Annotated in this window: 18 protein-coding genes; 12 read left to right on the forward strand and 6 right to left on the reverse strand. The window is 66.5% G+C overall.

Annotated features, from left to right (window positions below; genetic code table 11):
• Positions 1 to 43: 43 nt before the first annotated feature.
• Positions 44 to 199, reverse strand: coding sequence for a hypothetical protein (locus ACODSU_RS09950; RefSeq protein ID WP_203422208.1), 156 nt, complete (start codon positions 197 to 199; stop codon positions 44 to 46).
• A 21-nt stretch (positions 200 to 220) separates the two neighbouring features.
• Positions 221 to 1,438, reverse strand: coding sequence for an MFS transporter (locus ACODSU_RS09955; protein WP_060986400.1), 1,218 nt, complete (start codon positions 1,436 to 1,438; stop codon positions 221 to 223).
• 130 nt (positions 1,439 to 1,568) lie between these two features.
• Between ACODSU_RS09955 and ACODSU_RS09960 the strand changes: the two genes are divergently transcribed.
• The 4 genes from ACODSU_RS09960 (at position 1,569) to ACODSU_RS09975 (ending at position 8,889) form a co-directional block, all read left to right on the forward strand.
• A complete protein-coding gene (locus ACODSU_RS09960) occupies positions 1,569 to 3,551 on the forward strand; it encodes a DNA topoisomerase IV subunit B (RefSeq protein ID WP_488842052.1) in 1,983 nt (660 codons plus the stop codon).
• A gap of 33 nt (positions 3,552 to 3,584) precedes the next feature.
• Positions 3,585 to 4,439, forward strand: coding sequence for a lytic transglycosylase domain-containing protein (locus ACODSU_RS09965; RefSeq protein WP_488842054.1), 855 nt, complete (start codon positions 3,585 to 3,587; stop codon positions 4,437 to 4,439).
• On the forward strand, positions 4,436 to 6,793 hold the full coding sequence (gene parC, locus ACODSU_RS09970; RefSeq protein WP_488842056.1) for a DNA topoisomerase IV subunit A: 2,358 nt from the start codon (positions 4,436 to 4,438) through the stop codon (positions 6,791 to 6,793). The genes ACODSU_RS09965 and parC overlap by 4 nt, the downstream gene beginning before the upstream one ends.
• 293 nt (positions 6,794 to 7,086) lie before the next feature.
• Positions 7,087 to 8,889, forward strand: a complete 1,803-nt coding sequence (locus tag ACODSU_RS09975; RefSeq protein WP_488842058.1) for a methyl-accepting chemotaxis protein — start codon at positions 7,087 to 7,089, stop codon at positions 8,887 to 8,889.
• 138 nt (positions 8,890 to 9,027) lie between these two features.
• Here the strand turns inward: ACODSU_RS09975 and ACODSU_RS09980 are convergent, their stop codons facing one another.
• Positions 9,028 to 9,486 (reverse strand): RidA family protein, encoded by a 459-nt coding sequence (locus tag ACODSU_RS09980; RefSeq protein ID WP_488842060.1) that lies wholly within the window; start codon positions 9,484 to 9,486, stop codon positions 9,028 to 9,030.
• A 135-nt stretch (positions 9,487 to 9,621) separates the two neighbouring features.
• On the opposite strand from ACODSU_RS09980, the gene ACODSU_RS09985 reads away from it, so the two are divergent.
• The 4 genes from ACODSU_RS09985 (at position 9,622) to ACODSU_RS10000 (ending at position 14,890) form a co-directional block, all read left to right on the forward strand.
• Complete coding sequence (locus ACODSU_RS09985; protein ID WP_488842062.1) at positions 9,622 to 12,189, forward strand: DNA internalization-related competence protein ComEC/Rec2; 2,568 nt, start codon at positions 9,622 to 9,624, stop codon at positions 12,187 to 12,189.
• 85 nt (positions 12,190 to 12,274) lie between these two features.
• A complete protein-coding gene (locus ACODSU_RS09990) occupies positions 12,275 to 13,789 on the forward strand; it encodes a circularly permuted type 2 ATP-grasp protein (protein WP_488842064.1) in 1,515 nt (504 codons plus the stop codon).
• 1 nt (position 13,790) lies between these two features.
• The gene (locus ACODSU_RS09995) at positions 13,791 to 13,937 is read left to right on the forward strand and encodes an alpha-E domain-containing protein (RefSeq protein ID WP_082753467.1); all 147 of its coding nucleotides are present in this window, start codon (positions 13,791 to 13,793) and stop codon (positions 13,935 to 13,937) included.
• The gene (locus ACODSU_RS10000) at positions 13,931 to 14,890 is read left to right on the forward strand and encodes an alpha-E domain-containing protein (RefSeq protein ID WP_060986406.1); all 960 of its coding nucleotides are present in this window, start codon (positions 13,931 to 13,933) and stop codon (positions 14,888 to 14,890) included. Before ACODSU_RS09995 ends, ACODSU_RS10000 begins: the two co-directional genes overlap by 7 nt.
• A 36-nt stretch (positions 14,891 to 14,926) precedes the next feature.
• Here ACODSU_RS10000 and ACODSU_RS10005 read toward each other — a convergent pair whose 3' ends face one another.
• Together ACODSU_RS10005 and ACODSU_RS10010 are read right to left on the reverse strand one after the other, a co-directional pair.
• Complete coding sequence (locus ACODSU_RS10005; RefSeq protein WP_209817070.1) at positions 14,927 to 15,208, reverse strand: VF530 family protein; 282 nt, start codon at positions 15,206 to 15,208, stop codon at positions 14,927 to 14,929.
• Between the two features lie 161 nt (positions 15,209 to 15,369).
• Positions 15,370 to 16,287 (reverse strand): LysR family transcriptional regulator, encoded by a 918-nt coding sequence (locus ACODSU_RS10010; RefSeq protein WP_488842067.1) that lies wholly within the window; start codon positions 16,285 to 16,287, stop codon positions 15,370 to 15,372.
• Between the two features lie 192 nt (positions 16,288 to 16,479).
• Here ACODSU_RS10010 and ACODSU_RS10015 point away from each other — a divergent pair, with 192 nt between their 5' ends.
• The 4 genes from ACODSU_RS10015 to ACODSU_RS10030 all read left to right on the forward strand — a co-directional run bounded on the left by ACODSU_RS10015 (position 16,480) and on the right by ACODSU_RS10030 (position 23,960).
• Positions 16,480 to 17,361, forward strand: coding sequence for an alpha/beta hydrolase (locus ACODSU_RS10015; RefSeq protein ID WP_488842069.1), 882 nt, complete (start codon positions 16,480 to 16,482; stop codon positions 17,359 to 17,361).
• A 471-nt stretch (positions 17,362 to 17,832) separates the two neighbouring features.
• Positions 17,833 to 19,095 (forward strand): efflux RND transporter periplasmic adaptor subunit, encoded by a 1,263-nt coding sequence (locus ACODSU_RS10020; protein ID WP_488842071.1) that lies wholly within the window; start codon positions 17,833 to 17,835, stop codon positions 19,093 to 19,095.
• Positions 19,096 to 19,129: 34 nt separating this feature from the next.
• On the forward strand, positions 19,130 to 22,363 hold the full coding sequence (locus ACODSU_RS10025; protein ID WP_488842073.1) for an efflux RND transporter permease subunit: 3,234 nt from the start codon (positions 19,130 to 19,132) through the stop codon (positions 22,361 to 22,363).
• Between the two features lie 100 nt (positions 22,364 to 22,463).
• Positions 22,464 to 23,960 (forward strand): efflux transporter outer membrane subunit, encoded by a 1,497-nt coding sequence (locus ACODSU_RS10030; RefSeq protein ID WP_488842075.1) that lies wholly within the window; start codon positions 22,464 to 22,466, stop codon positions 23,958 to 23,960.
• Between the two features lie 973 nt (positions 23,961 to 24,933).
• Here the strand turns inward: ACODSU_RS10030 and ACODSU_RS10035 are convergent.
• Positions 24,934 to 26,106, reverse strand: coding sequence for a pyridoxal phosphate-dependent aminotransferase (locus ACODSU_RS10035; protein WP_488842077.1), 1,173 nt, complete (start codon positions 26,104 to 26,106; stop codon positions 24,934 to 24,936).
• Positions 26,107 to 26,121: the final 15 nt, after the last annotated feature.

Genomic DNA, 26,121 nt, shown 5'->3' on the forward strand with positions numbered 1-26,121 from the left:
TATCGCTTGCGGCCAAAAACGCTTGAAAATGTTGTGGAGCAGGTCAAAAACACGCCCACATCTGGTCTGCCAGCATCACCATGAATTCGGGCACGGTGTAAAAGCCAAACACCACCAGGCACAGCAGCACGGCCACGGCGCCGCCCAGCCAGCGCAGGGCGCGCGGCGTGGTTTTGCGGGGCGGGGTGGTGTGGCTCATGCAGGGAGGGGGTCCAACAGGTCAGGCGGGTTGTGGGCTGCTGCGCGAGATCGGGCTTTCCTTGACCGGCAAGTTCACCAGCCCGGCAAAAATCCCCAGACCAATCGCGATGTACCAGACGATATCGTAGCTGCCGGTAGCGTCATACAGATAGCCCCCCAGCCAGACGCCCAGGAAGCTGCCGATCTGGTGGCTGAAGAACACAAAGCCGCCCAGCATCGACAAATGCTGCACCCCGAAGATCTGCGCGATGGTGGCATTGGTGGGGGGCACGGTGGACAGCCACAGCGCGCCCATCACCGCTGAGAACACGTACACCGACAGCGGCGACAGCGGCACCAGCAGGAAGATGCTGATCGCCACCGCGCGGGCAAAGTAGATGAAGGCAAGGATGTGGCGCTTGGGCATGCGCTGGCCCAGCGTGCCCGCGATGTAGGTGCCAAATACGTTGAACAGCCCGATCAGCGCCAGCGCATAGCTGGCCACCTGGGGCGACAGGCCGTGGTCCTTGAGGTAGCTGGGCATGTGCACGCCAATGAACACCACCTGAAAGCCGCACACAAAGTAGCCCGCCATCAGCAGATTGAAGCTGGGGTAGCGGAAGGCCTCGCCCAGCGCCTGCGCAATGGTCTGGTCGCGCTTGACCGGGGCCGTGCCCTTGAAGCCCGGCTCCCGCAGGCCAAAGGCCAGCGGCACGATCAGCAGCACCGCCATCGACAACGCCAGCAGCGCCTGCTGCCAGCCCAGGCCCGCGATGAGCCAGCCTTCCACCGGCACCATCAGAAACTGCCCGAACGAGCCCGCTGCCGCCGCCACGCCCATGGCCCAGGAGCGCTTTTCAGGCGCAATCTGCCGCCCCAGCACGCCGTAAATCACCGCATAGGTGGTGCCCGCCTGGGCCGCGCCAATCAGCACGCCAGCCGTCAGTGCAAATAACGTGGGCGTGGGTGACAGGGCCATGCCTGCCAGGCCCAAGGCATACAACACCGCTCCACCGAGCAGGACGCGGAAGGCCCCAAACCGGTCGGCCGCCATGCCCGCAAAGATCCCGATCAGGCCCCAGGACAGGTTCTGGATGGCGATGGCCAGGGCGAACGACTGGCGCGTCCAGCCCATCTCCTGGGTGATGGGAAGCAGCCACAGCCCGAACCCGTGGCGGGTGCCCATGGACAGGGTCACGATGGCCGCGCCGCAGGCCAGCACCTGGAACATGGATAGTTTGGGAGGATTCATATGCATGCGCAGGAATGTAGCCAGATTGTGTGAAACGCGCAGATACACCCGCGACCAATACAGTTGCCGCCAGGGTCGCGCGAAGACTGTCTTTTTATCCAGCTCCAGGGCGGTGGCCGCACTACAATCCGCCGCTATGTCTGCCAAACCGTCTTCTGCTTCCGCCAGCGAATATTCCGAAGGTTCGATCCGCGTGCTCAAGGGCCTGGAGCCCGTCAAGCAGCGCCCGGGCATGTACACCCGCACCGACAACCCCTTGCACATCATCCAGGAGGTGCTGGACAACGCCGCCGACGAGGCCTTGGCCGGCCACGGCAAGAAGATCCGCGTCACCCTGCACGCCGACGGCTCGGTCAGTGTGGAAGACGATGGCCGGGGCATCCCCTTCGGCATGCACCCGGAAGAAAACGCGCCGGTGATCGAGCTGGTCTTCACCCGCCTCCACGCAGGTGGCAAGTTCGACAAGGGCAAAGGCGGGGCTTACAGCTTCTCGGGCGGCCTGCATGGCGTGGGCGTGTCGGTCACCAACGCCCTGGCTACCCGGCTGGAGGCCACCAGCTATCGCGAGGGCAAGGTGGCGCGGCTGGTGTTTGCGGCTGGTGATGTGATCGAGCCCCTGGTGGCCCGGCCGCTGGAGGCGGGCGAGCGCAAGCAGGGCACCTCGGTGCGCGTGTGGCCCGACGCCAAGTATTTCGAATCCAGCGCCCTGCCCATGGGCGAGCTGACCCACCTGCTGCGCAGCAAGGCCGTGCTCATGCCCGGCGTAACGGTGCAGCTGGTCAACGAGAAAACCCGCGACACGCAAACGTGGCAGTACAAAGGCGGCCTGCGCGACTACCTGATGCAGACGCTGAACGGCGATCCGGTGATCCCGCTGTTCGAGGGCGAGGGTTTTGCCGACCGCAACAACGAAAGTTTTGCCGAAGGCGAGGGCGCCGCCTGGGCCGTGGCCTTCACCGAAGACGGTCAGCCCATGCGCGAGAGCTACGTCAACCTGATTCCCACCAGCGCGGGCGGCACGCACGAAAGCGGCCTGCGCGACGGCCTGTTCAACGCCGTCAAGAGCTTCATCGAACTGCACAGTCTGTTGCCCAAGGGCGTGAAGCTGCTGCCCGAGGACGTGTTTGCGCGCGCCAGCTACGTGCTGTCGGCCAAGGTGCTGGACCCGCAGTTCCAGGGCCAGATCAAGGAGCGCCTGAATTCGCGCGACGCGGTGCGCCTGGTCAGCGGTTTTGTGCGTCCGGCGCTGGAGCTGTGGCTCAACCAGCACGTCGAATACGGCAAGAAGCTCGCTGAGCTGGCCATCAAGGCCGCGCAGACGCGCCAGAAGGCGGGCCAGAAGGTTGAAAAGCGCAAGGGCTCGGGCGTGGCTGTGCTGCCCGGCAAGCTCACCGACTGCGAAAGCCGCGACACGGCGCACAACGAAGTGTTCCTGGTCGAGGGCGACTCGGCTGGTGGCAGCGCCAAGATGGGCCGCGACAAGGAAAGCCAGGCCATCCTGCCGCTGCGCGGCAAGGTGCTCAACACCTGGGAGGTGGAGCGCGACCGCCTGTTTGCCAACAACGAAATCCACGACATCTCGGTAGCCATTGGCGTGGACCCGCACGGCCCCAACGACACCCCCGACCTGAGCGGCCTGCGCTATGGCAAGGTCTGCATCCTGTCCGATGCCGACGTGGACGGCTCGCACATCCAGGTGCTGCTGCTCACGCTGTTCTTCCGCCATTTCCCCAAGCTCATCGAGGCTGGCCACATCTACGTGGCGCGCCCGCCGCTGTTCCGTGTGGACGTGCCCGTGCGTGGCAAGAAGCCTGCGGCCAAGATGTACGCGCTGGACGAAGGCGAGTTGGCCGCCATTCTGGACAAGGCCGAAAAGGACGGCGTGCCGCGCGAGAAGTGCCAGATCAGCCGCTTCAAGGGCCTGGGCGAGATGAACGCCGAGCAGCTGTGGGAAACCACGCTCAACCCCGACACCCGCCGCCTGCTGCCCGTGCAGCTGGGCGACATGGACTTTGCCGCCACCGAGGGGCTGATTACCAAGCTCATGGGCAAGGGCGAAGCCGCCGCGCGCCGCGAACTGATGGAGCTGCATGGCGATGCTGTCGAGGTCGATATCTGAAGAGCAGCGTCATACGCGCCCGAGCCGCCTGCCATGACCTCATTTCGCCAAATCGGCCGCTTGCGCTGGTATGTGTTGGGTTGTTTGCTCTGCTTTTTACAGCAAACGGCCCGTGCAGACCTGTGGGCGCATGTGGACGAGCGCGGCGTGACGCACTTTGCGGCGGAGCAGGTCGATGCGCGCTACCAGCTGTTTTTTCGCGGCAACGACTTTGACTCAACGCGGGACGCACCGGCCAATGCTTCGCCCCTGCCCTACGCGCTGCCCGCAGCGGGCGCGCGCCTGCTGGCGTTTTTCGACATTGCGCCGGACTACAAGCGCGTCAAGCACCACCTGCGCGCTGCGTCCACCCAGCATGGCGTGGACTATGAGCTGCTGCAGGCCGTGATCGCCACCGAGTCCGGCTTTGACGCCGCCGCCGTATCGCCCAAGGGCGCCGTGGGCCTGATGCAGGTGATGCCCGCTACGGCCAGCCGCTTTGGCGTGAGTGCGGACAAGAAGCGCACGGTGGAGCAAAAACTGGCCGACCCCGCTGTGAACGTGCCCACCGGCACCCGTTACCTGCGCTACCTGCTGGACCTGTTCCCCGGCCGCATGGACCTGGCCGTGGCCGCCTACAACGCGGGCGAAGGCGCCGTGCAAAAGGCGGGCAACCAGGTGCCAGCTTTCAAGGAAACCCAAAACTACGTGCGCACCGTGCTGGGTCTGTACGCCCAGCTCAAGCCGCCAGCGCCCGTGTTGACACAGCGCGCCCTGCCGGGCCGTGTGCGCATGGAGCTATCGGGCGGCGCGCAGAACCGGGGCAACCTGCCGCCCACCCAGGTGGCACAGACCCGCAGCGCGCCGCAGACCGCGTTTGAACCCTTACCGACGATTCCGAACGAATGAGCGACCAACCCACTCTTGATTTCACCACCGCAGGCGATGACGGGGGCGACTCCCTGGGCCTGGCGGGCTACGCCCAGCGCGCCTACCTGGAATACGCGCTGTCGGTCGTCAAGGGCCGTGCGCTGCCCGATGTGTGCGACGGCCTCAAGCCCGTGCAGCGGCGCATCTTGTATTCGATGGACCGCATGGGCCTGGGCTACAGCGGCCCCACGCGCAACACGGCGGCCAAGCCCGTCAAGAGTGCCCGCGTTGTGGGCGATGTGCTGGGCCGGTTCCACCCCCACGGTGACCAGTCGGCCTACGACGCGCTGGTGCGCATGGCGCAGGACTTTGCGCAGCGCTACCCCCTCATCGACGGCCAGGGCAACTTCGGCAGCCGCGACGGTGACGGCGCTGCGGCCATGCGGTACACGGAAGCCCGCCTGTCGCGCATCACCAGTCTGCTGCTCGACGAAATCGACGAAGGCACCGTCGATTTCATGCCCAACTACGACGGCAGCACGGAAGAGCCTCGCCAACTGCCCGCCCGTCTGCCCTTCGCGCTACTCAACGGCGCCAGCGGCATTGCCGTGGGCCTGGCCACCGAGATCCCCAGCCACAACCTGCGCGAGATTGCCGATGCGTGCGTGGCGCTCATCAAGACACCAACGCTGAGCCAGGACGAACTGCTGGCCATCGTGCCCGGCCCGGACTACCCCGGCGGCGGACAGATCATCAGCAGCCCCAGTGACATTGCGGACGCCTACCGCACGGGGCGCGGCAGCCTGAAGGTGCGCGCGCGCTGGAAGATCGAAGACATGGCGCGTGGCCAGTGGCAACTGGTGGTGACCGAGCTGCCGCCCGGCGTGAGCACGCAGCGCGTGCTGGAAGAGATCGAAGAAATCACCAACCCCAAGGTCAAGGCGGGCAAGAAGGCGCTGAGCCAGGACCAGACCCAGCTCAAGGCCAGCATGTTGGCGGTGCTGGACGTGGTGCGCGACGAATCGAGCAAAGACGCACCCGTGCGCCTGGTGTTCGAGCCCAAAACCGGCAAGACTCCGCAGCAAGAGCTGATCACCGCGCTGCTGGCACACACCAGCCTGGAGACCTCGGCGCCCATCAACCTCACCATGGTGGGGCTCGACGGCAAGCCTGTGCAGAAGTCGCTGCGCGTGATGCTGGAAGAGTGGATCGCCTTCCGCCAGACCACCATCACCCGCCGCAGCCAGCACCGGCTGAACAAGGTGCTGGACCGCATCCACATCCTCGAAGGGCGGCAACTGGTGCTGCTCAACATCGACGAGGTGATTGCCATCATCCGCCATGCCGAGGAGCCCAAGGCCGCGCTGATTGCGCGCTTCAACCTCAGCGACCGCCAGGCCGAAGACATCCTCGAAATCCGCCTGCGCCAGCTGGCGCGGCTGGAAGCCATCAAGATCGAGCAGGAGCTGAAAGAACTGCGCGAAAGCCAGGGCAAGCTCGAGGACATCCTGAACAACCCAGGCTCGCTGCGTCGCACCATGGTCAAGGAGATCGAGGCGGACGCCAAGACCTTTGCCGACGCACGCCGCACCCTCATCCAGGCCGAGAAAAAGGCTGTGGCCGAAGTGAAGGTGGTGGACGAGCCCGTCACGGTGGTCGTTTCGCAAAAGGGCTGGGTGCGCGCCCGCACTGGCCACGGTCACGAGGCCGCCAGCTTTGCTTTCAAGGCGGGCGACGGGCTGTACGGCACGTTTGAATGCCGCACGGTCGATACCCTGCTGGCCTTTGGCAGCAACGGCCGCGTGTACTCGGTGGCCGTGTCGCTGCTGCCGGGCGCGCGGGGTGATGGCCAGCCGGTGACCACGCTGATTGAGCTGGAAGCCGGTACGCAGCTGCTGCACTACTTTGCGGGGCCTGCCAACGCCACGCTGCTCCTGTCCAACTCGGGCGGCTACGGCTTCTTGGCGGCGGTGGAGAACATGGTCTCGCGCCAGAAGGGCGGCAAGGCCTTCATCACCCTGGGCGAGGGCGAAACCGTGTGCGTGCCCTCGCACGCCGCAGGCGGCACGGGCAGCAAGCCGGTGGTGCCCGCCACGCATGTGGCTTGCGCCTCCACGGGCGGGCGCATCCTTACGTTCGAGATCACCGAGCTGAAAACCATGGCCAACGGCGGCCGGGGGCTGATGCTGATCGACCTGGAAGACAAGGACCAGCTCGCAGGCGCGGCCGCCTATACGCGCAGCATCCGCCTCGATGGCATTGGCCGGGGCGGCAAGCAGCGCGACGAAACGCTGGAGATCCGCAGCCTGAACAACGCCCGCGCCGCACGCGGCCGCAAGGGCAAGGCGGCGGACCTGGGCTTCAAGCCCCAGGCGGTGACGCGGGTTGAGTAACAGCGGCTCGCACAAGGCTTCTGGCGTTCTTTGCTGCGTCCTGCGGCCATGTCCCTGCTGCAGCATTGCCTCTGGCGCAGCGCTCGGCCGGGGCCATCTCGCTGCGTTTTTCGCCGCTCCCAGCGTCGTCACTGCCGCTGGAGCGGGATGCGCGAAACGCGTTTGACGCACCCTGCGCCTTTGGCTGCGCGCCCAGTGGCGCTTGGGGATGACCCTCATGCGGCCGCTCCTGGTTTGTGCAATTGTCGGAAAGCGAGCAACATCTCGTGACAAACACACTCCAGGAGACCTCCATGCCCAAACAACTGAGGATGGCCCACAAGCTGTGGCTGGCTGTGATTCTGATCGTGGTCATGCTGGTCGCCGTGGTGGGGTTTGCGGCCTACCGTTCGGCCAAAGTGCAAGCCCAGGCCGATGCCGTGAGCAAGGAGATGGAGGCGCGGGTGCAGGCCGCCCTGCGCTGGTCGGGGTTGACCGAAACCAATGCCGCGCGCACCCAGGCGCTGATCGTGAGCAACGACCCGGCGGTGGAGGCCGAGTTCAAGGACGTCATTGCGGCCACCTCGGCCCAGATCAGCGAGGTGCAAAAATCACTCGAATCCATGGCCCTGTCCGACGCTGACAAGGCCCAGATGAACAAGATCGCGGCCGCCCGCAAGACCATGATCGACCTGCGTGGTGAGGCCCGCAAGCTCAAGGGCGACGGCCAGCAAGACCAGGCCGTGACGCTGATCAATCAGAAGTACAACCCGTCCGTGGTGGCCTACCTCACGGCACTGCGTGAGTTCGTGGCCCAGCAGCAGAAGAACGCCGCAGACACGCAGGCAGCCATGGCGGCCGAGCGCATGCTCACCGTCAAGATCGCGGCGGTGGCCGTGGCCCTCCTTCTGCTCGCCATCATCGTGGGGGCGTATTACCTGATCGGCAGCATCCAGCGGCCGCTAGCGCAGGCCCATGGCCTGGCCGAGCGCATTGCAGGCGGCGACCTGAGCCAGCAAGAGTCCGTCACGCGCGGCGACGAGTTTGGCGACCTGTTGCGCTCGCTCTATGCCATGAGCAACGCCCTGGGGCGCATGGTGCATCAGGTGCGCCAGAGCACAGACAGCATTGCCATTGCCAGCGCCGAGATCGCGACCGGCAACCAGGACCTGTCGGCCCGCACCGAACAAACCTCCAGCAACCTGCAGGAGACGGCGGCCGCGATGGAGGAGTTCACCAGCACCATCCAGCAGAGCGCGGGCAGCGCCCAGCAGGCCAGCAGCCTGGCTGCGGGGGCCACTGGCGTGGCGCGCCGGGGCGGCGAGGTGGTGACACAGGTGGTGGCCACCATGGAGGACATCAACCACAGCAGCAAGAAGATCGCGGACATCATCGGTGTGATCGATGGCATTGCGTTCCAGACCAACATCCTGGCGCTGAACGCGGCCGTGGAGGCCGCGCGGGCTGGCGAGCAGGGCCGTGGCTTTGCCGTGGTGGCCAGCGAGGTGCGCAGCTTGGCTCAGCGCAGCGCCGAGGCGGCCAAGGAGATCAAGCAGCTCATTAGCGCGTCGGTCGAGAAGGTGGAGACCGGCTCGCGCCTGGTGTCTGACGCGGGCACCACCATGACCGACATCGTGCAGTCTGTGCAGCGCGTGACCGACATGATTGGCGAGATCACTGCCGCATCGTCCGAGCAGAGCGCGGGGGTGTCGCAGGTCAACAAGGCGATCAGCAACCTGGATCAGATGACCCAGCAGAACGCCGCGTTGGTGGAGGAAAGCGCTGCGGCAGCGCAGAGCCTGCGCGAGCAGGCCGACCATCTGGCGCGCGAGGTGTCCATGTTCAAGGTGAACGCCGCCAGCTACGGCCCAGCCCAGGCCGCCATCGGTGCGGCGCGCGGCGCCGCCAAGGTCACCCCCAGCCTGTCTCCAGCCCGCGCAACTCCAGCGCCCGCCGCTAGCGGTACTACCGCTTCAGCGGCCCGTATCGGCACCACCAGCGCCCCTGCCGCTCTGGCCAAGGCGCCCGCTCCCTCATCGGTCGCCAAGACAGGGAGCCAGAAAAACGCGAAGCAGGGCGCTACGGCGGGAGCCGAGGAGGATTGGGAGTCCTTCTGACGGGTGCTGGGATCGCACCGGTTTCGAGTCAGCGCGCACGGCGCCTTTTGCGCAACCCGGTGGTGGAGTTGGCGGGCCGCAGGCAACAAAAAAGCCCTTGGCAGCGATGCCAAGGGCTTTTTGCTGGAGAGCCGAAGGTCAGGCCAGTTCGGCGATCAGTTCGATCTCCACGCATGCGCCCAGGGGGACTTGGGCCACGCCAAAGGCGCTACGGGCATGCACGCCCTTTTCGCCAAACACCTGGCCCAGCAGTTCGCTCGCGCCATTGGTCACCAGGTGCTGCTCGGTGAAGTCGCCGGTGGAGTTCACCAGGCTCATCACCTTGACGATGCGCTTGACCCGGTTCAAGTCGCCACCGCAGGCGGCTTGCAGCGTGCCCATCAGGTCGATGGCGACGGCACGTGCGGCCTGCTTGCCTTCTTCGGTACCGATGTCGCGGCCGAACTGTGCGGCCCAGGGCTTGCCGTCCTTGCGGGCGATGTGGCCGCTCAGAAACACCAGGTTGCCGGTCTGCACATAGGGCACGTACGCGGCGGCGGGCACTGACACGGGGGGCAGGGTGATGTTGAGTTCTTTCAGCTTGTCGTAAACGCTCATGGTGGTCCTCGTTAGGAAGTGCGGTTGGATAGACGAAAGCGGTCTGCGCGCAGGCCGCCGAGCGCGGTAAGTGTTACACAGCGCCTCACCATTGCGCCGACAGGGCAGGCCCTGGCGGCGCATTAGCATCAGTGCATGTCCACCATAAGCGCCCCTAATGCCGCGCCACTGTCCGCCACAGGCCAGGGGGTGGAGGGCCCGTTGCCCCCGCGTCCGTGGCTGCTGCCTGCTGTGTTGCTGGGCGTGGTGGCCGGGGCAGCGCTGCAACTGCAGCAGCCCGCGCTGTGGTCTGCTGCGGCCTACGGGTGGTTGTTGACAGCTGGCCTGCTGCTGGGCGGTGGTGCGGTGGCGGCCGCGCGGCGGCACCCCGGGCTGCGCCGGGCTCGCAGTGTGATCGCCATGGCGCCCTGGCTGATGTGGCTGGCGGGCGCGCTGGCCATGTTTGGTGGCACCGGCCTGCGGGCCGTGGCCTATCAGGCCCAGGCGTTGCCTGCCGCACTGGAGGGCAAGGATCTGCGCATCACCGGCGTGGTGGCCGCCATGCCGCAGGTCAACGAGGCAGGCACCCGCTGGCGCATGGCGGTGGAGTCCGCAACGCTGCAAGGCTCACCCGTGACCATGCCGCCGCAGATCGACGTGGCCTGGTACGGCGGCGCCTTTGGCAGTGGTGGCGAGGTGCTGGACCTGCAACGCCAGCCCGCGCCTGTGCGGGCGGGCGAGCGGTGGCAGATCACCGTGCGCCTGAAGGCGCCCCATGGCCTGCGCAACCCGCACGGCTTTGACTACGAGCTGTGGATGTGGGAGCAGGGCGTACAGGCCACAGGCTATGTGCGCGCGGGCCCCAAGGACGAGCCACCGGTGCGTGTAGCCGCCACCTGGCAGGTCCCGGTGGAGCAACTGCGCCAGCGGGTGCGGGACGCCATCATGGAGCGTCTGGTGTTTGGACAAGACGGGGCGGGCAATGACTCCATCGACACCACCCGTACACGCACTGCAGGCGTGGTGGCGGCACTGGTCACGGGGGACCAGCGCGCCATCGACCGTGCGGACTGGGATGTGTTCCGCGCCACCGGGGTGGCCCACCTCATGAGTATTTCGGGCCTGCACATCACGCTGTTTGCCTGGCTGGCAGCGTTGGTGGTGAGGGCACTGTGGCGGCGCTCGCCCCGGCTGAGCCTGGCGGTGCCAGCGCAGTCTGCCGCGCTGGTGTCGGGTGTGCTGCTGGCCACGGCCTACGCGCTGTTCAGCGGCTGGGGCGTGCCCGCGCAGCGTACCGTGACCATGCTGGCCACCGTGGGGCTGCTGCAGCTGAGCGGGCGCCGCTGGCCCTGGCCCCAGGTGTGGCTGCTGGCCTGCGGGTCCGTGGTGTTGCTGGACCCATGGGCGTTGGCGCAGGCAGGCTTCTGGCTGAGCTTTGTCGCGGTGGGCGTGCTGTTTGCTACCAATCCGATAGCTGCTGAGGCGAGCGATACTAGCGCTACAGGCCGTTTTTATGCCTTGGTGCGTGAACAATGGGTCGTGACACTGGCATTGACGCCCCTGGGCTTGTTGCTATTTGGCCAAGTGTCGCTGGTGGGTTTTGTGGCCAACCTGGTGGCCATCCCCTGGGTGACGCTGGTGGTCACGCCGCTGGCGCTGGGTGGCGTGCTGTGGGCGCCGTTGTGGAGCGCAGCAGCCCTCAGCTTGCAGCCGTTCACCGCATGGCTGCAGTGGCTGGCGCAGTGGCCCTGGGCCGCCGTGTTTTTGCCGGCAGCGCCGCTCTGGGCGGGCGTGGCGGCGGTGGCCGGGGGTGCGTTGTTGGCCATGCGCTTGCCCTGGCGCCTGCGTTTGCTGGCGCTGCCCTTGCTGCTGCCGGTGCTGTGGTGGCAGCCCGCGCGCCCTGAAGCGGGGCAGTTTGAGCTGCTGGCCGCCGACATTGGCCAGGGCAATGCCGTGCTGGTGCGCACGGCCACGCACACCCTGCTGTACGACGCCGGGCCGCGCTTCAGCCGCGAGAGCGATGCGGGCCACCGCGTGCTGGTGCCGCTGCTGCGGGCGCTGGGAGAGCAGGTGGATGTGCTCATGCTCAGCCATCGCGATGCGGACCACACGGGCGGCGCAGCGGCCGTGCTGGCCCAGCAGCCCCGCGCCAAACTCACCGGCTCCATCGAGGCCGAACACGCCCTGCAGCGCTTGCGTCCCAGCCGCCCCTGTCTGGCGGGCCAGCGCTGGGCATGGGATGGCGTGGTGTTTGAGGTACTGCATCCCCTGCCTGGCGACGACGCACCGGGGGCGGCCAAGCCACCGCGCCCCAATGCGCTCAGCTGCGTGCTGCGCATTTCCGCCGCAGGCACCGAGGGCGCGTCGGCCTTGCTGGTGGGCGACATCGAGGCACCGCAGGAGCAGGCCCTGCTGGCGCGTGGCGCACCGGTGCGGGCCGATGTGCTGCTGGTGCCACACCATGGCAGCAAGACCTCGTCGTCGGCGGCTTTTCTGGAGGCCGTGCAGCCGCGCACCGCTTTGGTGCAGACTGGGTATCGCAACCGCTTTGGCCATCCGGCGCCAGATGTGCTGCAGCGCTACCGCGCGCGCCAGATTGCGGTGGTGGAGTCGTCGCGCTGCGGGGCCGCACGGTGGTCCTCGTCACAGCCGGGCCAGGTGGCCTGCGAACGCGACACCGGCGAGCGCTACTGGCAGCACCGCATGGTGCCACGGGACGGCTGAATCGGGGCCCATGGCGCAGCGCTGCCAGGGGTGTTGTGCGGGGGCGGGCTCACAACTTGCTATCCTGACTGCAGGAGGCCCGTTCATGCAGAAATTTGACGAGATGTACGCCATGCTGCCGTTTGATGGCAGCGACGTGCGGGAACACTACAAGCGCTATGCGCAGTGGTTGAGCAAACAGCCCCCTGACGTGATGCAGGCCCGCAGGGCCGAAGCCGAGATGATCTTCCGGCGCGTGGGCATCACCTTTGCCGTGTACGGCGCCAAGGACGAGGGCGGCGCGGGCAACGAGCGGTTGATTCCTTTTGACCTGATCCCCCGCATCATCCCTGCCCACGAGTGGGCCAGCATGCAGCAGGGGCTGGTGCAGCGCGTCACGGCGCTCAACCGCTTCATCCACGACGTGTACCACGGCCAGGACATCATCCGCGCCGGCATCGTGCCCGCCGACCTCATCCTGAACAACGCGCAGTACCGCCCTGAGATGGCCGGGGTGCATGTGCCGCAAGACATCTACGCGCACATCGCAGGCATCGACATCGTGCGCGCCCCCGATGCCCAGGGCAATGGCGAGTACTACGTGCTCGAAGACAACCTGCGCGTGCCCAGCGGCGTGAGCTACATGCTCGAAAACCGCAAGATGATGATGCGGCTGTTCCCCGAGCTGTTCAGCCTGCACAAGGTGGCGCCCGTGGCGCACTACCCCGACATGCTGCTCGAAACCCTGCGCGCCAGCGCCCCGGCCACGGCCGACGAGCCCACGGTGGTGGTGCTCACACCCGGCATGCACAACAGCGCGTATTTCGAGCACGCCTTTCTGGCCCAGCAGATGGGTGTGGAGCTGGTCGAGGGGCAGGACCTGGTCGTCAAGGACAAGTTCGTCTACATGCGCACCACGCGCGGCCTGCAGCGGGTGGACGTGATCTACCGCCGCGTGGACGACGACTTCCTCGATCCGCAGGTGTTCCGTCCCAATTCCACCCTGGGCTGCTATGGCCTCATGGAGGCCTACCGCGCGGGCAATGTGGGCATCTGCAACGCAGTGGGCACGGGCGTGGCCGACGATAAATCCGTGTACCCCTACGTGCCGGACATGATCCGCTTCTACCTGGGCGAAGAGCCCATCCTGAAAAACGTGCCCACCTGGATGTGCCGCAAGCCGGACGACCTGCAGCATGTGCTCGCCAACCTCAAGGACCTGGTAGTGAAGGAAGTGCATGGCGCAGGTGGCTACGGCATGCTCATCGGCCCAGCCGCCACGCAGGCCGAGATCGAAGACTTCCGCCGCGCGCTGATTGCCAACCCCTCGGGCTACATCGCGCAGCCCACGCTCAGCCTCTCCAGCTGCCCCACGTATGTGGAAAGCGGCATTGCCCCGCGCCACATCGACCTGCGCCCCTTCGTGCTCAGCGGCCGCGAGGTGCAGATGGTGGCCGGTGGGCTCACGCGCGTCGCGCTGCAGGAGGGGTCGCTGGTGGTGAACTCGTCGCAGGGTGGGGGCACCAAGGACACCTGGGTGCTGGGCGAAGGCCGCAGCACCGCGCCCATGACACAGTCCCAGACTTTGGGCGGCATGACCCAAACGCAAGGAGGGTTCTGAGATGCTGAGCCGCACCGCCGACCATTTGTTCTGGATGTCGCGCTATACGGAGAGAGCAGAAAACGCCGCCGAAGGCGGGGTTTCACTACAACACAGCCAGCGTGCGCAGCACGCGCGGGGTTCTCTGCCCGGGGAGGAAAAATGCTAAGTCGCACAGCCGATCATCTGTTCTGGATGTCCCGATATACAGAGCGGGCAGAGAACACCGCGCGCATGCTCAATGTGAGCTATGAAATGTCCCTGCTGCCGCAGTCCGCCGACGCGGCGCAGGCGGGCTGGGAAGGTCTGCTGTCCATCAGCGAACTGATCCCGGCCTACACCGCCAAGCACGGCGAAGTCACGCCCGCCAACGTGCTCGAATTCATGGTGCGCGATGGCAACAACCCATCATCCATCCTGTCGTGCCTGCGCGCCGCGCGCGAGAACGCACGCGCTGTGCGCGGTGCGCTGACCACCGAGGTGTGGGAGACCCAGAACCAGACCTGGCTGGAGCTGCATCGCCAGCTGGAGGGCGGGGCCTTCGAGCGCGACCCGGGCCAGTTCTTTGAGTGGGTGAAGTACCGCTCGCACCTGTCGCGCGGCGTGGTGCTGGGCACCATGCTGCAGGACGAGGCGTTTCACTTCTTGCGCATGGGCACCTTCCTGGAGCGTGCGGACAATACCGCGCGTCTGCTCGATGTGAAGTTCCATGCCGTGAAGAACGACTTCTTCGGCCGCCCCAGCGACCGCAACCAGGAGAGCGATTTCTACCACTGGAGCGCCATCCTGCGCAGCGTGTCGGCGTTCGAGGTGTACCGCAAGGTCTACCGCGACGTCATCACGCCCGGCCGCGTGGCCGACCTGCTGATCCTGAGCCGCGACATGCCGCGCTCATTGCACGCGTGCCTGCGCGAGGTGGTGGACAACCTGGCCGTGCTCGCCAACGGTCAGTCTGCCGAGACCAGCCGCAGGGCCGGGCGCCTGCTGGCCGACCTGCAGTACGGCCGCATCGACGAGATCCTGGCGACGGGCCTGCACGCGTTCCTCACTCAGTTCCTGGACCGGGTGAACGACCTGGGCGGCGGGATTAGCCGCGATTTTCTGGTGACCTCGGGCGACTGAGAGGCGCCCTGAAAACGGCGTAGTGCGTGGACTGGTTCAGTCCTGCGCGTTGCGCCGCTGGTCGCGCAGCATGAAGAGGTAAAGGCTTTCCACCTTTTCGCGCGCCCACGGCGTCTTGCGCAAGAACTTGAGGCTGGAACCCACGCTGGGGTCGATCTGGAAGCAGCGGATGGGAATCTGACGCCCCAGCTCGTCCCAGCCAAAGTAATCGGCCAGGCCCACGACCATGGCTTCGAGTGTCACGCCGTGCAGGGGGTTGCGCGGCTGGGCGGGCTTGTTGGCCGGTGGGGCCGGTGGCGGGGTCTCTGGGGTGCTCATGGCGCCAAGCATACAGACAGGGAACGTGTCGAGACTCTGGATGTGGCCCGCGTCGTGTGCCACCGGCCAGAAACCCACTGGCGCCACTGTAAGGCTGATCCTGCCAAGCCACGGTTCCTGTCAAGCTCAGAGAGGCGACGCAAAGCTGCCCAGAGTGAGTTTCAGGCTTTGCGTTGCAGATGGTCTTCCCGCTGAAAAAGCTCGGCCGCCCAGTCCACAAAGGCGCGCACCTTGGCGCTGAGGTGGCGGTTAGGTGGGTACACCACATACACGGGCAGCAGGGGCTGGGTCCAGTCGGGCAGCAGTTGCACCAGGGCTCCGCTGTCCAGGTAGCGCTGGGCTTGCCAGCTGGTGATCTGGCCAATGCCCAGGCCCGCCACGATGGAGGTGACGTAGGCGTTGCTCTCGTTCACGCTCAGCTGGTAGGGGCCGGTGATGTCGATGGACTCATCACCCCGGCGAAACTCCAGCGGATAGTGCCGCCCGCTTTGGGGCGAGAAGTAGATCACGCTGGCGTGTTTCTCCTCGATCTCCAGCGGGTGCGTGGGTGTGCCCTTGCGCTCCAGGTAGGCGGGTACGGCGACGGTGATGAACTCCAGGTTGCCAATGCGGCGCGCCACCAGTGACTGGTCGCTCAGCTCGCCCCCCCGGATCACGCAGTCCACGTTGTCGCCGATCAGATCCACCGTGCGGTCGCTCACGCCCAGGTCCACCTGGATGTCCGGGTAGCGGGCATGGAACTCCGCCAGTTGCGGAATGATGAGCAACTGGGCCACCGACGTGCCCACGTCGATGCGCAGCCGCCCGCGCGGGTTGGCGCGCGCGTTGGTCATGCTGGCCTCGATGTCGTCCAGATCGGTCAGCAGCCGCACCGTGCGGTCGTAGTAGGCTGCGCCGTCGGGCGTCACCGTCACGCGGCGCGTGGTGCGGTTGAGCAGCTTCACGCGCAGTCGCTCCTCCAGCGCCTGCACATGCTTGGTCACCGTGGCTTTGGGCAGGTTCAGCGAATCTGCTGCCCGGGTAAACGTGCCGGCCTCCACCACCCGCACGAATATGCGCATGGCCTGAATCTGGTCCATGGCTTCTCCTTGAGTCTTCAGCACCCAGATTGGGTGCTGAGGAATTCTCACACGGGCACCCTGGTTTGATTGTTGAGCTTTTGGAAACAGTGCGGTGGTGTTTGACCTGTTTATCAGAAAAGCCCAAGCCACTACATTTCATCCATCGTCAACCGATCCTCCACCTCATCACCTACCTACTGGGTACCTGCCATGCAGCCCGACCACCCGTCCTCGTCCTTTTTGCCCACGCAGCCCGCTGCGGCGCCTGCCAAGGCGTCTGGTGCGGCTTCGTCCGTCTGCACTGATTCCACCATTGAGGTGGCCCAGGGTCAGGACGTGGCGGTGCGCATGTACGGCCGCAAGAAGACCGGCCACACGTCGCCGGTGGTCGTGCACTTCCATGGCGGGGCCTTCATGTCGGGCGATCTGGACAACGGCTGCACGGTGGCCTCGCTGCTAGAGAGTGCCGGGGCGGTGGTGGTGTCGGTCGCGTATCCGCTCACGCCCTTTCCGCAGCCGGTGGACACGGGCTACGGGGTGCTCAAGTGGGTGCACAAGCACCGCACCAAGCTTGGCGGGCAGGGCGCTGCCGTGTACCTGGCGGGCGAAGAAGCCGGGGGCAACCTGGCGGCGGCCGTGGCGCTGATGGCACGCGACCAGTCGCACCCTCCGCTGGCCGGGCAGATTCTGCTGTCGCCCATGCTGGACCCCTGCGTGGGCACCGCGTCGCTGCGCGAGGCCACGGGGGATTCCACGGGCTGCAAGTGGACCGAGGGTTGGCGCAACTTTCTGCGCTGCCCGCGCGACGCTGAGCACCCCTATGCCGTGCCAGCCGGTGCACAGCGCCTTGCGGGGCTGCCGCCCACGCTGATCCTGGTGGGCGACACCGACCCCATGCACGATGAGGCGCTGGCCTACGCGGCTCGGCTGGAGGCCGCCGGCCTGCCGGTCACCCGCCATGTGTTCTTCAAGAACCCGCAATGGCCCGATGCCCTGCTGCAGACCGGCCCGCACGAATGTCCGTGTGCGGCGGGGGCGCAAGAGCAGTTCCGGCAGTTCTTTGCCGCCACGCGAAGTCCGGTGCCGTCCTGACGACGGCCCCTGACACCTTCTCACACCCCTGACTGCTGCTGACCTCCACCCCCGTGGAGGCAGAGAAACGCGGGCTCTGCGCGAGCCCCACTCCCTTTTTGAACCTTGATTTCCGGCCCGGCGTGCCGGAGGGGAAGCGCTTGCCTGGCGTTACCCGCTCCGCACGTCCTGCGGCCCACGCGAGCCATTCAAACAACACGGAGGAAAGAACACACCATGCATGCATTCCAGATCACACCGGCCTGCGGCGACTGTCACAGAGCACCCAGCCGCACCGTCTTTTGACGATGCCCCGCAGGCCGCCCTGGTGTTTGTCGCCGGGGTATTGACCTTTCCACCGTGTCATTGCCGAGACTGCATTCCGCCCCCCTTGCATTGACCCCTGCCGAGCGCAGCCCACAGGCGCCAGCGCACGGCAGACAAGTTTCACAGCGTGCTTCACAAGGGCACACCTACTGATCGAAAGTGACCATGAACTTCCCATCCTTCTCCAAGTTCTCCCAGCGCCGCCCCCTGGGTCTGGCCACCGTTGCCACGGCCGTGACGGCCACCGTGGCGGCTGCCGTGCTGGTGTTCCAGGCACCCGTGGCTCAGGCAGATAGCGCCCCCGCCGCACCCCCTGCCATGCCGGTGTCGGTGGCTGCCGTGCTGCAAAAAGACATCGCCCTGTGGGACGAGTTCTCGGGCCGGCTCGAAGCCGTGCAGCGCGTGGACGTACGCCCCCGCGTCTCGGGCGCGGTGCAGGCTGTGCACTTCCGCGAAGGCTCGCTGGTCAAGCAGGGCGACCTGCTGGTGACCGTGGACCCCGCCCCCTACGCCGCCGAGGTGGACCGCGCCGAAGCCCAGGTGGTGGCCGCACAGGCCCGCCTGTCGTACACCCGCAGCGAGCTGGAGCGCGCCACGCGCCTGCTTGAAGAAAAGGCCATTGCCCAGCGCGAGCACGACGAGCGTCTGAACGCCCAGCGCGAGGCCGATGCCAACCTGCGTGCTGCCCAGGCTGCGCTGCAGACCGCCAAGCTGAACCTCTCGTACACCCAGGTGCGCGCCCCCGTGGCGGGCCGTGTGGGCCGCATCGAAGTCACCGTGGGCAACCTGGTGGCGGCCGGTGCGGGCGCCCCGGTGCTAACCACGCTGGTGTCCGTGAGCCCGATCTATGCGAGCTTCGATACCGACGAGCAGATCGTGGTGAAGGCGCTGGCAGACCTGCAAAGCGGCTCCAAGGGCCACAGCGCCCGCCAGCTCATCGAGCGCATCCCCGTGCAGATGGGCACGGGCACCAGTGGTGGTACGCCCTATGCCGGTCGCTTGCAGCTCATCGACAACCAGGTCGATGCCAAGAGTGGCACCGTGCGCGTGCGCGCCGTGTTCGACAACGAAGACGGCTCGCTGATCCCCGGCCAGTTCGCCCGAATCCGCATGGGTCAGGCCCGCAACACGCAGGCGCTGCTGATCAACGAGCGTGCCGTGGGCACCGACCAGAACAAGAAGTTCGTGATGGTGGTGGGCGAGGGCAACAAGGCCGAGTACCGCGAGGTCACCCTGGGCGCGCCGATTGACGGCCTGCGCGTGGTCACCTCGGGCCTCAAGGCGGGCGAGAACATCGTCGTCAACGGCCTGCAACGCGTGCGCCCCGGTGCCGTGGTCGCACCCCAGCCCGTGCCCATGACCGCCAAGGCCGAGATTGCGGGTGATCGCAAGGAAGCCAAGAACAACAGCAAGTCGCCCGCCGCCTGAGCGTGCGAAACAGCGACGCAAGGAATTTGCATCCATGAACCTGTCCCGCTTTTTCATCGACCGCCCCATCTTTGCCGGGGTGCTGTCGGTGCTCATCTTCCTCGGGGGGCTCATCGCATTGCGCGGTCTGCCCATCTCCGAGTACCCTGAAGTCGCGCCACCCTCCGTGGTGGTGCGCGCACAGTACCCGGGCGCCAACCCCAAGGTGATCGCCGAGACCGTCGCCACGCCGCTGGAGGAGTCCATCAACGGCGTGGAAGGCATGCTCTACATGGGCAGCCAGGCCACCACCGACGGCGTGATGACGCTGACAGTGACCTTTGCCCTGGGCACCGACCCCGACAAGGCCCAGCAGCTGGTGCAAAACCGCGTTTCGCAGGCCGAGCCGCGCCTGCCCGAGGAAGTGCGCCGCCTGGGCGTCACGACCGTCAAGAGCGCGCCGGACCTGACCATGGTGGTCCACCTGGTCTCGCCCAACAACCGCTACGACATCGACTACCTGCGCAACTACGCCGTGCTCAACGTGAAGGATCGCCTCGCGCGCATCCAGGGCGTGGGCCAGGTGCAAATCTTTGGCGGTGGCGACTACTCCATGCGTGTGTGGCTGGACCCGCAGAAGGTCGCGCAGCGCGGCCTCTCGGCCAGCGATGTGGTCACGGCCATCCGCGGCCAGAACGTGCAGGCCGCCGCCGGTGTGGTGGGCGCATCGCCGGGCCTGCCCGGCGTGGACTTGCAACTGTCCATCAACGCACAGGGCCGCCTGCAGACCGAAGAAGAGTTCGGCGACATCATCGTCAAGACTGGTGCTGATGGTGCAGTGACCCGACTGCGCGACATCGCCCGCCTGGAGCTGGGCGCTGCCGACTACTCGCTGCGCTCGCTGCTCAACAACGACCCGGCCGTCGGCATGGGCGTGTTCCAGGCGCCGGGCTCCAACGCGCTCGACATCTCAGCCAATGTGCGCAAGACCATGGACGAGATCCAGAAGAACATGCCCGAAGGCGTGGAGTACCGCATTGCGTACGACCCCACGCAGTTCGTGCGTGCGTCCATCCAGTCCGTGATCCACACGCTGCTCGAAGCCATCGCGCTGGTGGTGCTGGTGGTGATCCTGTTCCTGCAGACCTGGCGCGCCTCCATCATTCCGCTGCTGGCCGTACCGGTGTCGGTGGTGGGTACGTTTGCCGTGCTGCACCTGCTGGGCTTCTCGATCAATGCATTGAGCCTGTTCGGCCTGGTGCTGGCCATCGGCATCGTGGTGGACGACGCCATCGTGGTGGTGGAGAACGTGGAGCGCAACATCGAGGCGGGCCTGACCCCGCGCGAGGCCACCTACCGCGCCATGCGCGAGGTGTCCGGCCCCATCATCGCCATTGCGCTGGTGCTGGTGGCGGTGTTCGTGCCGCTGGCTTTCATCAGCGGGCTCACCGGCCAGTTCTACCGCCAGTTCGCGGTGACGATTGCGATCTCCACCGTCATCTCGGCGATCAACTCGCTGACGTTGTCGCCCGCGCTGAGCGCCTTGCTGCTCAAGGGCCACGACGAGCCCAAGGACGCGCTCACGCGCGGCATGGACAAGGTGTTTGGCGGCCTGTTCCGTGGCTTCAACCGCATGTTCCATCGAGGCTCTGAAGCGTATAGCGGTGGTGTCAAGCGCGTCATCGGCCGCAAGGCGCTGATGTTCGTGATCTACCTTGCGCTGGTGGGTGCCACCATGGGCCTGTTCAAGATCGTGCCCGGCGGCTTCGTGCCCGCGCAGGACAAGCAGTACCTGATCGGCTTTGCGCAGCTGCCCGATGGCGCCACGCTGGACCGCACCGAGAACGTGATCCGCCGCATGGGCGAGATCATGAAGGAGAACCCGAACGTCGAGGACGCGATTGCCTTCCCCGGCCTGTCGATCAACGGCTTCACCAACAGTTCGAACTCCGGCATCGTGTTCGCCACGCTCAAGCCCTTTGCCGAGCGCACCCGCGCCGACCAGAGCGGCGGCGCCGTGGCGGGCCAGCTGAACCAGGCCTTCGGCAGCATCCAGGACGCGTTCATCGCCATGTTCCCGCCACCGCCGGTGGCAGGCCTGGGCACCACGGGCGGCTTCAAGCTGCAGATCGAAGACCGTGCATCGCTCGGCTACGAAGCCATGGACAACGCCGTGAAGGCCTTCATGGCCAAGGCGTACCAGACGCCCGAGCTGGCGGGCCTGTTCACCAGCTGGCAGGTCAACGTGCCGCAGCTGTACGCCAACATCGACCGCACCAAGGCGCGCCAGCTGGGTGTGCCGGTGACGGACATCTTCGACACGCTGCAGATCTACCTGGGCAGCCTCTACGCCAACGACTTCAACCAGTTTGGCCGCACCTACAGCGTGCGCGTGCAGGCCGATGCAGCCTACCGTGCGCGGGCCGAGGACGTGGGCCTGCTCAAGGTGCGCTCTGCCACCGGCGAGATGGTGCCCCTGTCGGCGCTGATGAAGATGGAGCCGAGCTTTGGCCCGGAGCGTGCCATGCGCTACAACGGCTATCTGGCCGCGGACATCAATGGCGGCCCCGCGCCCGGCTACTCGTCGGGCCAGGCGCAGGCCGCCATCGAGCGCATCGCCAAGGAGACGCTGCCCCAGGGCATTACGTTCGAGTGGACCGAGCTGACCTACCAGGAAATCCTGGCCGGCAACTCCGCGGTGCTGGTGTTCCCGCTGGCCATCCTGCTGGTGTTCCTGGTGCTGGCCGCGCAGTATGAAAGCCTGACGCTGCCCATCGCCATCATCCTGATCGTGCCCATGGGCATCCTGGCCGCGATGACGGGCGTGTGGCTCACCAAGGGCGACAACAACGTGTTCACGCAGATCGGGCTCATCGTGCTGGTGGGGCTGTCGGCCAAGAACGCGATCCTGATCGTGGAGTTTGCGCGTGAGCTGGAGTTTGCCGGCCGCACCCCTGTGCAGGCTGCCATCGAGGCCAGCCGCCTGCGGCTGCGCCCCATCCTGATGACCTCGCTGGCCTTCGTGATGGGTGTGCTGCCCCTGGTGCTGTCCACCGGCGCGGGCGCCGAAATGCGCAGCGCCATGGGTGTGGCGGTGTTCGCCGGGATGATCGGGGTGACGGCCTTTGGCCTGTTCCTCACACCCGTGTTCTACGTGCTGCTGCGCAAGCTGGCGGGCAACCGCCCCCTGGTGGAGCATGGTGCGCATGTGGCGCCCATCTCGCACGCCCCGGGTTCTGGTGGCACGGCCCACCCCGTGCTGGCCGCGCCGCGCAAGGAGCACGAGTGATGCTTCTGACCACGGTGACAAAAAACATCTTTGTGGCCCTCGCCATGTGCTCCGTGCCGCCGAACGCAGCGGGCGCAGTGGCCGGGGCAGGAGAACAACCATGACCGATTTGCTTTTGACAAAGAACTCCACCGATGGAGCCCTCGCAGTGCGCAAGCGCAGCCTGCTTGCGCCCCTGGCCGCCGCCCTGGTGCTGGCCGGTTGCATGACCCAGCCCGTGGCCCCCGCGCCGCATGCGGGTGTGCCCGTGCCCGCCAGCTTCACGGCGGGGGGCGACGCGTTGCCCACCGCCCCCTGGACGGTGGCCGCCCCCGCTGAGGCGCAGCCGCGCGGCGAGTGGTGGCTGGGCTTTCAAGACCCGGTGCTGGCCGACCTGGTGCAGCGCGCGGGCACGGCCAACACCAGCATCCAGCAGGCGGCAGCACGGCTGGCCGAGGCGCGCTCGCTGCTGCGCTCTGCCGATGCCGCGCGCTCGGTGCAGGTGGGCGCCTCGGCGGGCGTGACGCGACAGGCAGGCGCTGCCACCACGGGCAGCGCAGCGCCCGCCACGCTGGGCACGGCGGGGCTCAATGCCTCGTACGAACTGGACCTGTTTGGCCGCCTGTCGCAAACCAGCGACGCCGCGCGTCTGGATGCGGATGCGCGCGAAGCCTTGCTGCAAAGCACGCGCCTGATGGTGCAGGCCGATGTGGCGCAAACGTACCTGCAGCTACGCTCCGTGCAGGCCGAGCAGGTGCTGGTGCAAGAGAGCCTGGCCGCGTACCAGGACACCCTGCGCCTAACGCAGAGCCGCCTGCAGGCCGGCGATGTGGCCGAGCTGGACGTGGCCCGTGTGCAGACCGAGGTAGCCGCCACCGAGTCCGACGCGCTGGCCTTGCAGCGCCAGCAGGCCCTGCTCACCAACGCGCTGGCCGTGCTGGTGGGCGAGGTGGCCAGCGGCTTCGTGCTGCCGCCAGCGACGGGCGATGCTGCGTTGCCCGTGATCCCACCGGGCGTGCCCGGCACGGTGCTGGCGCGTCGTCCTGATGTGTCGGCTGCGCAAGCCGCTGTGCTGGCCGCGCAAGCCCGTGTGGGTGTGGCGCAGAAGGCGTGGTTCCCGGCCGTCACGCTCACCGGCAATGCGGGGCATGCGTCGCCCGAGTTGGGCGATCTGTTCAAGTGGTCGGCCCGAGCCTGGGGTGTGAGTGCGCTGCTGTCGCTGCCGATCTTTGACGGCGGCCAGCGCGATGCGCAGATCGAAGGCGCCAAGGCGCGCCTGGAGGCTGCGCTGGCGGACCACCGGGGGCAGGTGCTCAATGCGTTCCGTGACGTGGAGGATCAGCTGACCTCGTTGCGTTTGCTCTCCGGCCAAGCCGAGGCGCAGGGGCGGGCGGTGACGGCCGCGCGGCGGGCTACGCAGTTGTCGGATGTGCGGTATCGCAATGGGCTGGTGAGCCAGCTGGAGCTGCTGGACGCGCGGCGCAGCGAGTTGCGCAATCGGCGGCAGGAGTTGCAGGTGCGGACGGCGCAGTATGTGGCGACGGTGGGGTTGATTCGGGCGCTTGGGGGAGGGTGGGGGGATCAGCCTGCGGTGAAGATGGCTGTTGTGTCGCAGTAGTTTTTTGCGAATTTGGGCTCTTCTAGCGAATGCTAGTGATGCACTCGACAAATGTCGTACGTCGAAATCACCGTCTACAGACGTACAGCGATTTCCATCACTACTATTCGCTAGAAGAGCCAGAATTTGGCTGCTTGCGCTAGTGGGATATGCGCTGGTAGCTATTGATTTTGTAGCGCTTGGTTGACTGCGCTGATTGGGTGGTGTGTCTTTGTTGAGGGTGGAGGCCGGGAGTCGCCCGGCGTGCGAGTAACTTTCTTTTGCTTCGCCAAAAGAAAGTCACCAAAGAAAAGGCGACCCCCAGTCTGCGACCCCTTCGCTGTGCGAAGGGGCAAACCTGCGTCGTGTCGGTTGCGGGGTGCGCCGTGGAACTCACTGCGCTGCGTTGCAGCTTCGTTCAGACATCCACGGCTAGTCAGTTCACGAGGCATGGGCGCTTCGACGCCCATGCTCACCCCGCAACCGCCCCGCCGCAGGCGCAGCCAGCAGGGGTGGGAGCAGAACATCCAAACAGCCGGACATCCATTCGGGCCATCGCTGCGCTCGGCTCAAGTTGCGCAGCACGTGGCGCTTGCGCCCGCGAGGTGGGGCCGAGCGAAGCAAAGGCCCGTGTGGATGTTCTGCTCCCTTCGCCCCTCTGGATGCGCCGAGGAGCGCAGGGTTTGGCGGATCAGGGCTCGCGATTGTCTGAGCGCAGCGAGTTCGAGCGAGACCCCGCCAAACCCGAGCACCGCAGGTTGCCCCGTAGCGAAGCGCAGGGGACGCAGACAGTGGGGTCGCCCTTTCTTTCGGCGACGCGAAAGAAAGGGACTCGCCTGCCGGGCGACTCCCGGCCTCCGTCTTCAGCCCAGGCATGGTGCTAAAGCAGCACACCAACCTCTGATGCTCTAATGCGAGAGATTGCTTCAAAAATAATAGCTACCAGCGCATATCCCACTAGCGCTTGCGGCCCAAAAGGCTCAAAAACCCCCGCTCACCCCTTCAACCACCCCCTCAACCTCCCCACCCCTTCCTCCAACCTCCCCACATCCCGACTCGCAAAACACCACCGCAACCACCCCGACGCCTCCCCCCCAAACGCACTGCCCGGCGCCAACCCCAGCCCCGCCTCCCGCACCAGCCCCTTGGCCAGCGTCAGGCAGTCGTCATGCCCGTCGATGCGGAAAAACGCATACATCCCCCCACGCGGCGTGGCCACCGACACCCCCGGCACATCGGCCAGCAACGGCACCAGCGTGTCCCGGCAGGTCTTCAGATGCGCCACCAGCGCAGGCGTCACCTCCTCCGTGCGCTGCAGCGCCACCGTGGCCCCGCGCTGCACAAACACTGGTGCGCACGAGGTGTTGAACTCGATCAGCTTGCCGACGGCATGCGTCAGCGATGGCGGCAGCACCAGCCACCCAAGGCGCCAGCCGGTCATCAAAAAGCTCTTGGAAAAGCTGTGCGTCACGATCAGCCGGTCCTCGGGCTCTGCCACGTCCAGAAAGCTGGGCGCGGCGCCGTTGGCCGTGTCGCCCGCGTAGTAGAGCCGCTCGTACACCTCGTCCGCCAAAATCCACGTGCCCGTGCGGCGGCAGTGCGCCAGGATGGTGGCTTGCTCCTCGCGCGTCAGCGTCCAGCCCGTGGGGTTGTTGGGGGCGTTGACGACCAGCAGGCGCGTGCCGGGCGTGATGGCACCGAGCAGTGCGTCCATGTCCAGGCGCCAAGCGCCCTGTGCGTCGGCCACCAGCGGCACGGTGCGCACCTGCGCACCCAGAATGCGTGGCTGCGCCACCAGGTTGGGCCACACGGGCGTGACCAGCACCACCTCGTCGCCCGCGTCCACCAGCGCCTGCACGGCCACCATCAGGCCGTTCACGCCGCCCGATGTGACGGCGATGCGGTCGAACCATGCATCGGTGTGCTGCTGCGGGTGCAGGCCGTGCATATAGCCCGCTATGGCGTGGCGCAGTTCGGGCAGGCCCAGGTTGTGGGCGTAAAAGGTCTCGCCGTCCTGCAGCGACGCAATGGCCGCCTCGCGGATGAAATCGGGCGTCACCTCGTCGCTCTCGCCAAACCAGAACTTCAGCACATCGCTGCGTCCCAGGCCTTCGTTGGCCACTTCGCGGATGCGCGACTCTTCGAGGCTTTGGACTACTTCTCGCATGCAATCTCCTTGAAA

The sequence above is a fragment of the Acidovorax sp. FG48 genome (assembly GCF_057809085.1).